The following is a 12834-nucleotide window of genomic DNA, read 5'->3' as shown; positions in this document are numbered from 1 at the left end:
AGGGCCTCCTGTGTCGTGTGGAGCGCACCCCTCCCGCTCTGTGATCCATTGACTAGAGAAAGATCTTCACGTCATTCAATTTCTATTGAATCCGTTCTTACCCGTTCTAGTAGACAGACGATTCACTAGAACCATGAGCAGTTGATTCAAGTCCACTTGAATACTTCCCCGTATGTTCTAGTGGAAGCGCTTACAGCTAGAGCGCGAATCATCTCCGCGTCAGAATGCCAAAAATGTCCGAGGCGATGTAAGTGTTCTGCGAAGTCTCGAAAGGATAGTCCTCCAGGATCCCGAGTTGCTGCAACTTCACCACGGCGTTGCTGATGGTCTGGTAGTTCTTTCCGAACTTCTTGGCCAGCCTTGCCTTTGTGACGATCGGACTCGCCAAGAGGGATCCCGCCACATCGAGTATCACGCCGGTGGCCCCAGCTTCTCGAAGCGTATCCATGTGCTTCTGGCTGACGTCCAGAAGATCGTCAACGAGCGCGGCAGTCTCTTGGGCCGACGCGGCAATGCCCTCAGCGAAGAACTCCACCCAGCCGGACCAATCTCCTGTCTCACTTAGTCGGGCAAGCTGGTCCTGATAAACATCCCGTCTGGCCTCAAACCAAGGCGAGACACTGAGCAGCGGCTCCGAAACAACGGCGTCTCGCATAAGCCCAAGAACAATCAGAAGCCGCCCTAAGCGCCCGTTCCCGTCATTGAAAGGGTGGATAGTCTCAAACTGGTAATGCGCAAGGGCCGCAGCAATCACAGGATCTCGCCCACCTTCAGGGGCTTCGTTTATCCAGTCCAACAGGTCTCGGATGGCCGCATCCAGCTCAATACCTGGGGGTTGGGGAATGAACCGAGCCTCCGTGAGATCAGCGCCGCGGCTTCCAATAACGACCTGTACAGACCTAACAGCGCCAGCGTCTGCATTGTCCGCTGCGGTCCCCTTCACAAGAGTTCGATGCAGATCAGTAAGCAAGCCAGGGGTGATCCGCCGGCCAGCCTGAACCCAATCAAAGGCCCGATCAGCGACTTCAACATAGTTCATGATTTCGTCTAGCTCCGCACTTCGCGGCTTATCAGACGTGTCATCAACGGCAAGCACCCTGTCAAGAGGAGCATAAGTGCCCTCCAAAGCGGACGTGCTCTGGGCCTCACGCCTGATCATCGGCATGCGGATGAGGGCTGGGTTTGGCACTTGTCGGCTGGCTTTGTCTAGTGCACCGAGAGCCCTGTTAGCCCGACTCACAGCGTGCCAAGCGGAATTGCTAAGCTCCGGCTCCGGCCCTAACGGGTGCGGAACGTACGCGAAATGGTCGTACTCACGTTTCAGCCCGTCTGTTCCTCGGATAGGCACCAAACTTCCAATCGGGCTCTCGCGAAACCTCTCGACGTCCATACTTTCCTTTAATTTCAGGCGATTCTTGCTGACTTGAAGAGTACAACACACATTCTAGTCAAAAGCCTGTTGACTAGAATCACCTCCTTCCGGGATCCCAGCAGGCGCAGTGTCGCACATCTGTAGAAACGTTGAAGTTAGCGCCCACCCGGCCCGCGGGAATTGTGGATTTGACCGCCTAGTGGAGGCATTCTGTGACGATCGATCGGCGTCTCATCGCCCGATCGCGCCACTGTATTTCGCAGCTCTTGATTCCGCGTCTCAAACCTTCGGAGTTTGTCGAGCTCCGGCGTCACCTGCCTAGATGCGCTCGAGCGTGAGCCTCTTCGTGTGGTCATGTGGCACGCCTCCGAGCCGGAACAGGGTCGGAGCGGCGGGGGACGTCCGCAAGACAAGCGTGAGGCATGAGACAAGCTGTGCGAGAACGAGGGAGTTGAAGTCCCGTCCCTTGACGCCCAGAGGAGGGCGCTCGATCGCGGCGAAGTGTAGCCCCGCCTTTCGTAATGCATATCGCTCGTCGTCGAGGCGAAGGATCTTGTGATCCAGGCTGACTAGGACGTCGAAGGACTCTTCGGCGGCCGCGCGGAAGAGCTTCGGGTCGAGCGTGCCGCGCCAATTCAACGACTTCACGGAGTGGAATTCGCAATTGCGGAAAGCCGCCTCCAACGAAGGCATGAGCCGGTACGAAACACACTCATCAAGGAGGAACTTCAAGCGACGGACCCCCGATGGATCGCCGTGACCTCGACGTCAAAATCGACGGCATCCTCAGCGGCCTCTCGGCTGACGTCGGGATAGTAGTAGTGAAGGTCATCGAAGTCCTCCTCGTCGGGATGCTCGCCGAGGAACTGGGTTACGACGTCGTAGGGTACGCGGGTACCGTCGATCGTCGGCCACCCGCCGAGGCGATCGCCGTTCACATTCAGGCGAGGCCGAGGGTGCTCGAAATCCGCGACCGTCTGATTCTGGAGGTTCTCAAACGGGCGGAAGATGTCAGCTAGAGTGAAGGCCGCCATTTGACCCTTGTGCCGGACAAGGTCAACGATGTTGCCCGAACCGTCAGTTACGGCGATCGTTCTGCCGTCGGTCTCGAATCGGTATGCCGAGGGATGATCGTTGAAGTTAAACGAGCGGAGGGTACCGAATGCCGTTCGAATGCTCTGGAGTGACGTGCGCGCTCGGAGATAGGCCATAGCGCGAAGTGCCGTGACGTCCCGGAAAGAATAGAGCGGCGGCCGGCCGGCGCTCACTTCAGGGATGAGGAGGCCAGACTTGCGCCATAGATACAGCTGATGCAAAGAGGTGCCCGAAAGCGTAGCCGTGAGGTCGGCTGGAAATGACATGCGCTCTCCCTCCCCAGGATCGACTGGCCCTTGTCTTGCTAACACAATCCCAGAGGGAACCGACAGAGTCATATCGCCGCGCCGACAAGTTCCTCGTCCATATCGTGGCAGAACTCCCAGCCAAGGACTCTCAGCTATGGAGCTGAGTCCTTGCTAGCGACAGACTGTGACCCGCACCGATGAGTGGCGGATTTTCGAAGCGCCGAACGTCAATGTGACGGCAAGACGTGAGATCGCCGATCGGGGAACTCATCCCTGCCGGGCGGAAGGGACCTCTTTCAAACGGTTCAGCGAGGTGCGCGCGACGGGCTCCCACCACGGCTCGGGTCTTCAACAAATTTGAAGCCCGCCGGCAGGTCCATAACGATCCCCATTATCAGGGTGCATCCTGTTGGCGTCGGTTCAAGGGTGTAGGTGGGGCCGTTTATCCTGACGGGTGTGACGGGCCTTGTCGTGGCCTACCGCGGGCTTTTTCCTCACCAATGACCTCGTCTTTGAACACCTCCCAAAATTGACTTGGCCGCGTGTCTGCTTAGCCGCCCGGCGGGCACAACCCAAATCACCGTCGACACGCGGGCGTGTCAAGTGCTCGCGCCGGGAAGTGCGTCTGGGATCAGAGTGATTCGAGTCATGCGCGGGCCGCGCGGGCGATAAGTGCCCGCTGTGCTACTAGCCGAATCATCTCCACGTCCGCTTGCAAAGACTCAGTTTCAGTGCTGGACGGAAGTAATACTTCTTCGCTGTTGCCACCACCATCTTGTTTGGAATGGACGATTCGGCATCTGATGGCATAAATACGGTCAGCGGCTTGGTCACGTATGTCAACTTGATTGCCGCTCAGCTGGAAGGCCCCGACACCTTTCACTTTCTGATTCTTCGAGCAAAAATGATCCTTGTACTCAGGCAACGACTCGACGAACTCGCGCAAATCAGCCTCGTCCATGCAGGCGCGAATCGTTGCCCGAAGCTGTTCCCGCTCAGCCATGCCACCCCTCGCGGCCGGAGCTGCGAGATTAATCAGTCGATTCAGTGCGACGTCGTTCAGTGCATCAAATCCCGGATGCAGGAGCTGACTCCTGACCGAGTGAACGGTCTGCTCCCTGGCGAAGAACGGGAAGAAGTATTCAAGCGACTGGTAGTAGGCAAGATATTCGAGTAGCGGCAATCCCGCGGCCGCGCGGCCATATTGGTACAGCTCGAGCGCTTGCCCCGCATATCGATTGCGCGGAAACTTCGGAGGGTGATCTGGGCGTTCGTAACGACGCCTTCGGTTCGCACGCCGTCGCTTGGCCAACTGCACCGGGACTCCATATACCACGTCAAGGTCGAAGAGCATTGCAGCAGCGTAACGCTCGAGTGCTTCCAACGACGCCTCATGGGTGGACGTAGTGACGCCGTCAACTTTGATTGTCACCCCTCGTTCGAGCAGAATCTCGAATTCGGCGGACGCTGGCGAAATCTCGATGGAAACTCCGCTCTGCTCGACTGCAAGTCGCCAGTTTTCGGCAGGGAAGCGGCGTGGCGCTGGCCCATCTTCAAACGCTTCTTGCTCCAACTCGGCGTCGCCGTCGGCAATAATCTCGACACCGGGGAGTTGTTGAAAAACGCGACCATTACTGAGACGCCCAGGCGTCCCGCCTCCGACTACCTGAGCCTCGATGCGCCCTGATGCCGTATCAACGACGGCCACGTAGTCGCCGAGCACGATGTACTTCTCGAATTCTATACGTAGGAAATCTTCCATGTCCCGAGGAAATACTGTGACCTGCCGCGTGCGCCTTCCGTTCGGCAGTCCGAGCAGCACATAGTGGCGCGAACGGCCAGGGGCCATTTCCTCGAAGGATCGGACCTCGGTCTCGATGCTCGCCGCGGCAGCTCGCCCGAGGAGAAGATCTAACGACGTCGGTTGGGTGGTCAGCGTCGGCTCCGGCGCATCAGAAATGTTCGTCACGCTCACAAACCTATCCGAAACCCGGCCTCTGTACCCGCGACCGAGCAGTCGTCGAAAACCCCGAACTCGGCCACAAACGGGGCTCAGGGACACCCACCCCGGACGTTAGCTTCCCCTCAAACGGCCCAGGACCCCTGGCGCGTGCCGCGCCGCCACGACCCCGCCATGGACAGCCATAAGAATCATCGCTGTTTGTCATTCTGATCTTCAATCATCGCTGGGCTGGACCTCTGCGCAACCAGGGCGCTGCGCGCCGTCCGCAGTCCAAAACTTCGTTCGGCGCTCCTGCGTCGCTTGTTTCCTCCCGAACTTTTGGACCGCTCCCGGTACCCCAAGTTGCACTCCGGCCCCTCAACCCAGCGGAGGCTCCGCTATTAGAACGACGCCGAAAACTGAACCGGCCGCCCATTCAAGGAGAATCACCGTGGAAACGCTCACCATCAAAACACCCGCCGATGTCCTCAGCTTCATCGGCCACACCCTGGGCTTCTGGCCCCACGAGAGTCTCGTCTGCATCACGATCGACACCAACCGCATCGGCGCCACCCTCCGCGTGGACCTGCCAAAGCACGACGGCAGCGAACTCGCCTACGCACGCACCGTCGCCGGCTACCTCGCCAACGACCCCAAAGCCACCAGCGCCCCCTTCGCCGTCTACACCTCTGGCACCAAAGGTCGTCGCCGTGAGCATCGTCTCACGGCACGTCATGTCGCGACGTAATGCCACCCCGATGAAGGATCGTGAATGGGAAGACTTGCGGTGAATGTGGTCAAGACTTCGAACAGTCTCGCACCTCGCAGCGATTCTGCTCTACGAGCTGCGGCAACGGGCAACGAGACCGCCGACGGCGCACACGGAGACGGCCATGACCATGTCCATCGCCAGGCTCTCCGCACAGTCGGGTCTGAGGTACCTGTTCAAGACCACGATGATGGATGATGTGTCGCCGACTCCTCCGGACGCCACAAGCTACTACATGAAGGCCGGGACACCGCAGGGGCGCTGGCTCGGTAGCGGCCTGGGCGGCATCACCCGAGCCCGCGGCGACCCAGTCACCGAAACCGATGCCAAAGCCATCTTCGACGAAACTGTCCATCCGGACACCGGCGCTCCCCTGGGCCGCCCGCACGGCCAACCCACACTCGTCCAAAACAGCCAGGGACAAGCCGGCACGCGCCGCGCTGTCGCCGGATTCGATCTGACGTTCAGCGTTCCCAAGTCCGTGTCCGTGCTCTGGGCGCTGAGCCCGCGGACCCTCCAAGACCAGATCCTTCAAACCCACCACGACGCCGTCACCGCCACACTGGAATGGTTGGAAGAGTCCGTCATCCACACAAGATCCGGACGCAATGGCGTTGCCCGCATCGGCACCACGGGAGCCATCGCCGCCGCCTTTGATCATTGGGAGTCGCGCGCCGGGGACCCGCAGCTGCACACGCATCTGGTCATCGCCAACCGCGTCCAACGGACCACCGACGGCGCCTGGGTCACCCTCGACTCCCGGACCCTCTACAAGGCCGCCGTCGCTGCCAGCGAACACTACAACGGACTGCTCTTCGACTCCCTCCACCGCCGCCTCGGGACCGACACCGACATCCGCGAGCCCGCAGCCACCACGCATAACCCGAGTGCGCAGCTGACCGGCGTCGATGACAGCCTGATCCGCGAATTCTCAAACCGCTCCCGCCTCATCGAGCTGGAGACCGACCGCCTCGTGGCCGCATGGACCACAGACCACGGCACTCCCCCAACGGCGACCACCACCATCAAACTCCGCCAGCAGGCAACCCTCTCCACCCGCACCCCCAAAGCCGACATCATTGCGCCGCTCCGTGAGCTCTCCGCACAGTGGAGGGCACGCGCGGCAGCCAAAGGCTTCGAGCCCCGGCTCGTTCTGGCCAACACCATCCGGCGGTCACGGACAAACCCGTTCCGATCTTCCGACTTCACCCACGACTGGGTCGACGCCGTCGCCTCGCTCACCCGGGAGCGGGTCGCCACCAAGCGCGCCACCTGGAACCGCTGGAACCTCCTCGCCGAGGCCGAACGGGTCTGCGCCGCGATCCGCTGCCACACACCGGACGATCGCAACGCCTTGATCGACGCCGTCGCCACCGCCGCCGAAGCCCAATCGGTCCCCCTCAACGCCTACCGCTACAGCGTCCCCGCGGACGCGCAGCCCGATCTCCGCCTCGGCAAGCAGAGCATTTTCGACTTCCACGGGTCCCGTCTCTACACCGACGCCACCACCCTCGCGTGCGAGGAGACCGTCATGGGGGCAAGGAACGACGACGGCGGCCCCGCCGTCCGGCCAATGGTCGCCATGGATGAACTCGCCGGCTACCAGGACCACGGCAAATTCGGGCTGCACGATGACCAGAGCGCCGCCGCTGCAGAGATCCTGCTAAGCGGAAACCGGCTCGACGCCGTCGTCGGACCCGCCGGAACCGGTAAGACCACCGCCCTCGGCGCGGTGAAGGCCGCCTGGGAAGCAGAGTTCGGGCCCGGCAGCGTAGTCGGATTGGCGCCCGCGGCGGCGAGCGCCGAGGTTTTGGGGCGGGAGCTGTCCATGGTCGCGGAGAATGTCGCCAAGTGGCTGTACGAGTCCGCCGGTGAGGGGGCCAGTCGCCGGGCTGAGCGGTTCTTCGATGCAGAGCGGCGGCTCACCCATCCTGAGGCTAAGTCAAGCCCGCAGACCGCTCTGCTCGCACAGAAAGCCGCTTGGCTCTCCGCCGAGCAGGACCGGTGGCGGTTCCATTCGAACCAGCTGGTTGTCGTCGATGAGGCCTCGATGGTGTCGACCCTTCAGCTCGCCGCGCTTGTGGAACAGGCCCGGGACGCCGGAGCAAAGATCCTATTGGTGGGCGATCCCGGGCAGCTGGATGCCATCGACGCCGGTGGGGTCCTGGGCTGGCTGGACCGGCAAGGCAAGACCGCCCGGCTGAGCACCATCTGGCGCTTCGAGAACGCCTGGGAACGCGAGGCCTCGCTGAAACTCCGCGCCGGGGACGTCGCGGCGATTACTGACTACGACCGGCATCAGCGGATCCGGCACGGAACCTATCTGGACATGGTCGGTCAGGCATATCTGAACTGGCAGGCCGACATCCGTGTGGGAAGGTCGTCCATCCTTATCGCCGCGGACAACGACACCGTCAGCATGCTCAACGAACGAGCCCAGGCCGACCGCGTGATCCAGGGCCTTGTGGACGCCGAACAGACAGCACTCCTGGCGGACACGCTGTGTGCCGGGCGCGGTGACACGATCATCGCCCGCCGCAACGACCGCACCGTTGCCGACAGCAACGGTGACTTCATCCGCAACGGCACTCTGCTCGACGTCGTACGTGCCGGCAAGCGCGACGGCTCCCTCTCCGCGGTCCGGAAGGACACCGGCGCCATCGTCACCCTGCACCGCGAGTATGTCGAGTCGGCCGTGGAACTGGGATACGCGACAACCGCCCACCGCGCCCAAGGAATCACCGTCGACACCGGCCACACCGTCGTCACCCAAGGACGTCTCACACGCGAACTTCTCTACGTCAGCATGACGCGCGGACGTGCCGGCAATTACGCGTACATCAGCGAAAACGACCCCAGCGACCACGAGCCGCTGGACCCCTCCTTGCAGCCGCAATGGCAGGAGATCCTCGCCGAAGTGCTCGCTGCCGAAGGCGCCGAACGAACCGCTCACGAAGTCCGCGACGCCGAACAGTCAAGCGCCGACACGCTCGACCGGCTCAGCGCCGAATACGACTACCTCGCACAAATCGCATCCGCCGAAGACCTGACAAGGTTCATCAAGGCGCGCACTTCGGAGATTGATGAGGTGTTGCAACAATCCCCCTCGTGGGGGGCGGCCGTCGCAGCCTGGCGCCGAGCGACCGCTGCCAGCCGGCCCGGGGCTCAGCGGACTGTGACCGCCGCTTTGGAAACAAGCGGCGATGCAAAGGACGTCGCAGCCGTTCTGCACGCCCGGCTCGTCAACTTCTCATCCCGCATGCCAGCCGGCGATCGTGCCGTCATCCCCGAACCACTTCATACCAACCGGCCCGACCTCGCTGACATGATCAACCAAGTAACCCATAAGATCAGGCAGCGGGCCAAGCAAGTCGCGTCGGCCGCTTTGACGGAGGACACTGAATGGAAACGTAAACTCGTCCAAACGCTCCCGCCGAACGTGACCGCGACAGACACCGCCCGCCTGGTCGCCAGGGTTGCCATCTACAGGGACCGTTGGGGTATCGACGACTCAGCCCTCCCTCTGGGACCTGCACCGGCAGACCATGATTGGGAACAGTCATCGCAGTACGAACACCTCAAGCGCGTCGCCGACCGGGCTTCGTCCCAAGCCAACCGGCAACAACAACCCGGCAAATGGCTGGAAGATTCGATCTCCCGACAGATCAGCCCCATTAGCGTCGGTTGGCAGCTCTGACATCAAAATCACTCTGCTCCTCCGCACGGTCATGCCGTCTGCACCTTTGTCTCCCATGAAGTTGGAACAGAGCCTGGCCGTATGTCAGGTGACCAAGACCACGGAGACTCCAATGACGACGACGCCAAATCGCAACCAGCCCGTCGAGGTTGACCAACAGTGGCTAACCCCGAAGGAGATCTGCGCTCAGCTACAGATCCCGGAGCAGACCTTCTACCAGTGGCGAGCCAAGCACATCGGGCCACACGCATACCGCATCGGCAGGCACCTGCGAATCAGGCAAAGCGACTTCGTTGCCTGGCTGTCGCTGCACGCAGAGCCGTAACCGGCCCAAAACCTGCACGCGATAAATGAGCAGGTACCCACTGCCCCTGGGAACATGGGGTCTCATCCGCACTGACCGGGCAACAGCAAGAAGCTGGCGTGCGCGGGCCAGATACCGGGACCTCGACGGGCAAACGCGAAAAATCGAAGCCCGCGGACCATCCGCCGCAGCGGCACGGCGAAATCTCCAAATCAAGCTGCAAAAAAGGCAGACCCAAGGCAACGCCCTCATCAGCGCAACAGACCAGATCCGCGACCTCTCAGAGGTTTACCTGGCAGAGCTGCAACGCTCGGACAAGGCATCGCGGACCAAAGACAAGTATGCATTCAGCGTCAAGAAGTACATTCTGCCTGGAATCGGCTCTGTCCGCATTGGAGAGACCACGCCAGGCGTCGTGGATCACTTCATTCGAAATGTTGTCGACGCGGCCGGCCCGGCTACGGCCCGCACTTGCGGGGCCGTGTTGTCGTCGATGTTCAAAATTGCGCTGCGCCACGACGCTGTGAGCATCAATCCGGTCCTAGGAATCTCCATCCCGAGAAGTCGGGCGGCAAAGCCTCAAGCTCTGGATCCAGGACAGTTTCTGGATCTGAGGACCAAGCTCATTGCTTGGGAGCAGGGATCGGTGCTTGGCCGCACGAGGTCCCAGGAACTCCACCAAATCGCCGACGTCCTCATCACCACCGGCCTACGCCCAGGCGAACTGTTCGCACTGTCCTGGGCTGATGTCGACCTCGAGGCAGACCCGCCGACCGTCCATGTCCACGCCACAGTCATCCGTACTTCCACCGGGGGTGTCACCATTCAAGACCACCCAAAATCCGAGCACGGATTCCGCTACGTGACCATACCGCCAAATCTCGCCGAGTCGCTTCGAAGACGACAGCTCAGGCAACGCAGCAACGCCACTGGGAATCCCTTGGACTTGGTCTTTCCCTCGTCCACAGGAACGGTGTGCGATCCGAACAATGTCGGCAAGACCTGGCGCAAAGCGGCAGACGACATCGGATACTCGTGGGTGACGTTCAAAACGTTCCGCAAGGCCAATGCGACCCTCATTGCACGGACCATGGGCGCCGAAACTGCCGCCTACCAGGCAGGGCACTCCAAGGTGTCAATGACCCGAAAGCACTACGTCGAGGAATACAAAGAAGCGATCGACACACGGGCCGTGCTCGGCGCCTTCGACGCAGCCAACGGGGGACCAGGAGCGCCTGGCAGGACCGGTCTCCAAATCTGATTCAGGTGAGTTAAAGGTGAGTCCAGATCGAAAAAGTTCAAATGGCTCTGACCCGAATCAACATACCTGCAGGTCAGAGCCAAACTAAGAGCCCCCTGTCGGATTCGAACCGACGACCCCCGCTTTAGGCCCGGACGCCTTGGTGCGCCCGGAATATGGTCATTTTCCCCAAGATTCTAGGGGTTTTTGCGGTCAACGGCGGGCGATGATTTGTCATTGGTTGCCGCCGATTAAGGTGAGTTAAAGGTGAGTCGGATGTAATTGCGGTCCCCCAGTAATGCCCGCCAGCCCGCGTCCGAAACCTCACACAGCCGTTACTTCCTCCTGTCCGCGGAGGGAGGGATTCCGCAGCCTCCTGCTGGTCCTTCATGGTTGACGATCTCCGATGCCGCATTCCTTCGGCTGAGCCTTAAGCACACGGGGGGAAGGGCGGGACGAAGAGACGCGGAATAGTCACCGCGGGAAAAGTCCTTCGCATGCTTCTCTGAGCCCATCAAGACCAAGGCCGCCCCAACTGGGCTCACCATCGTTCCGCACCGCCGAGGCACCAGCCCAAGACTCGCCAAGCCGGACAAGACCAAGCGCTCAAGCGGCAAAATCTGCGGCCCCTGCTTCACCACCGCCACACGCACCCACGGGACCTGCCCTGACTGCGGCCAGCACGGGCTGCTCCCGGGCCCGCCCGAGACCATCGGTGGGCCGCGATGCCCACCCTGCGCAGGCATCCCAAGGCCTGCGTCTTATAGATGCAAAGCGGAAGGGGGGCAGGAGCGCCGCAGGCCATGCAGACCGGCTTGCTGCGGTGGAGGTTCCGCCACTCCTATCCCATGCGGTGCTATTGGTCCGCCGAGACCCCGGACTTGTCCGCCAGGATCAATACCTGTTTCAAACATCCCCGTACAGTTGCGACAACTTGGACAGCAGTTCAGGCCTATCAGTCGTGACCACCATCCGCCCGGAGCTCGAGAGCTTTGGTTACCAACATTGCGGCTGCTCCGGTGATCGTTGCCCTTTTCCAGTTAGAGCTGATGTTGATGTGAAGATTACGGGTGGCATGAGACGGGCAGTGTCCATAGACAGCTTCCCGGACTCCCGCCAGTAGAGGGTCGCCGGCGGCTGAAAGGACACCGCCGAGAATGATCATGCTGGGGTTGAAGGCGTTGACGAGGTTGGAAAGGACGAGTCCCAGGTTGTGGCCTGCCTTCCGCACTTCATACGCTGCGGACTTGCTCCCTTTTTGAACTTGAAGGACGACATCGTGGGCGGTTTCTGTGGGAAGTCCTTCGCTGGCAAGTCGTGTTGCCAACCGGCGGCCGCCTGCGACAGCCACCAGGCAGCCCGTTCTGCCGCAGACACACGGGATGTCGTCATGGCCGGCCAGGTAGGTGTGGCCGATGTTGCCAGCGGCACCGTCTGCACCACGAAACAGGCGGCCGTCGAAGATTAAGCTGGCGCCGATATCCATCCCTACTTTGACGAAAAGGACGTCTTTACATGGCTGGCCGCATGTCGCTGTCTCCCCTATGGCCATGAAGTTGGTGTCGGTATCTACGAGCACCGGGCACCCGTATTTCTCGAAGAGCCAGTCGGCTACCGGGAAGCCGTCCCAACCCGACGTCCCCATCGGGCTAACGACCCTTCCCGCGCTGAAGTCCACGAGGCCGGTCAGCCCAACTGCTACTCCCCAGATGCGTTGCTCTGGCCCGATTTCCGCGTGTAGGAGGCCGGCGTATTCGACGAGGACATCCAGGGTCGCGGTTGGGCCGCGCGAAATGTCGTGCTCGAGTTCTTTCTCCTTCATAATATTTCCGGCCAAATCTAGGATCGCAACGTTGATTGTGACCAAGCCGATGACTGCCGCGACAACGACCCCCGCCGCCTCATTGAACTTGAAGACAGAGGGCCGCCGACCTCCAGTGGAAAACGATTGGCCCGCACCGACGATCAATCCTGTGTCCAGGAGTTCTTTGAGCCTCTCAGCGACCGTCGACCGGGAGAGCCCGGTATTTTCCATCAGTTCCATGCGGGTGGTCGCGGTTCCAGCTCGGATCAGTGAAAGGACTTGATCCGAGCCTGGAACCTCACCCTGGTGGACAGATCTTGGCGGAGCGGACGACCCGGAATTTCCCGCAGGCGTTGTCCACCG

General features: G+C 61.2%; 10 protein-coding genes. 5 read left to right on the top strand and 5 right to left on the bottom strand.

The window, feature by feature from the left end; all coding sequences use genetic code 11:
* Positions 1-208 precede the first annotated feature (208 nt).
* The 3 genes from ACX5I4_RS03160 to ACX5I4_RS03150 form a co-directional block, all read right to left on the bottom strand.
* Positions 209-1390, bottom strand: a complete 1182-nt coding sequence (locus ACX5I4_RS03160) for a Fic family protein (RefSeq protein ID WP_461835363.1) — start codon at positions 1388-1390, stop codon at positions 209-211.
* A 300-nt stretch (positions 1391-1690) separates the two neighbouring features.
* The gene (locus tag ACX5I4_RS03155) at positions 1691-2104 is read right to left on the bottom strand and encodes a PIN-like domain-containing protein (RefSeq protein ID WP_461835362.1); all 414 of its coding nucleotides are present in this window, start codon (positions 2102-2104) and stop codon (positions 1691-1693) included.
* Entirely contained in the window at positions 2101-2733 is a 633-nt protein-coding gene (locus ACX5I4_RS03150) for a DUF433 domain-containing protein (RefSeq protein ID WP_461835361.1), read from the bottom strand. The genes ACX5I4_RS03155 and ACX5I4_RS03150 overlap by 4 nt, the downstream gene beginning before the upstream one ends.
* Positions 2734-2899: 166 nt before the next feature.
* On the opposite strand from ACX5I4_RS03150, the gene ACX5I4_RS03145 reads away from it, so the two are divergent.
* Positions 2900-3076: a hypothetical protein gene (locus ACX5I4_RS03145; protein WP_461835360.1), complete on the top strand. Its 177-nt coding sequence runs from the start codon at positions 2900-2902 to the stop codon at positions 3074-3076.
* A gap of 285 nt (positions 3077-3361) precedes the next feature.
* Here ACX5I4_RS03145 and ACX5I4_RS03140 read toward each other — a convergent pair whose 3' ends face one another.
* Positions 3362-4684 (bottom strand): hypothetical protein, encoded by a 1323-nt coding sequence (locus ACX5I4_RS03140; protein WP_461835359.1) that lies wholly within the window; start codon positions 4682-4684, stop codon positions 3362-3364.
* A 424-nt stretch (positions 4685-5108) separates the two neighbouring features.
* On the opposite strand from ACX5I4_RS03140, the gene ACX5I4_RS03135 reads away from it, so the two are divergent.
* The 4 genes from ACX5I4_RS03135 to ACX5I4_RS03120 all read left to right on the top strand — a co-directional run bounded on the left by ACX5I4_RS03135 (position 5109) and on the right by ACX5I4_RS03120 (position 10688).
* Positions 5109-5405, top strand: coding sequence for a DUF4192 family protein (locus ACX5I4_RS03135; RefSeq protein ID WP_461835358.1), 297 nt, complete (start codon positions 5109-5111; stop codon positions 5403-5405).
* A 145-nt stretch (positions 5406-5550) separates the two neighbouring features.
* Positions 5551-9123: a MobF family relaxase gene (gene mobF / locus ACX5I4_RS03130; RefSeq protein ID WP_461835357.1), complete on the top strand. Its 3573-nt coding sequence runs from the start codon at positions 5551-5553 to the stop codon at positions 9121-9123.
* A 112-nt stretch (positions 9124-9235) separates the two neighbouring features.
* A complete protein-coding gene (locus tag ACX5I4_RS03125; RefSeq protein ID WP_234751373.1) occupies positions 9236-9448 on the top strand; it encodes a helix-turn-helix domain-containing protein in 213 nt (70 codons plus the stop codon).
* 25 nt (positions 9449-9473) lie between these two features.
* Entirely contained in the window at positions 9474-10688 is a 1215-nt protein-coding gene (locus ACX5I4_RS03120; protein ID WP_461835356.1) for a site-specific integrase, read from the top strand.
* A 934-nt stretch (positions 10689-11622) separates the two neighbouring features.
* Here ACX5I4_RS03120 and ACX5I4_RS03115 read toward each other — a convergent pair.
* Complete coding sequence (locus tag ACX5I4_RS03115) at positions 11623-12711, bottom strand: ROK family transcriptional regulator (protein ID WP_461835355.1); 1089 nt, start codon at positions 12709-12711, stop codon at positions 11623-11625.
* Positions 12712-12834 lie beyond the last annotated feature (123 nt).

This window comes from Arthrobacter sp. MMS24-S77 (genome assembly GCF_054888235.1).
The sequence above is the reverse complement of the archived record's forward strand: the minus strand, read 5'-3'. Positions and strand labels throughout refer to the sequence as shown.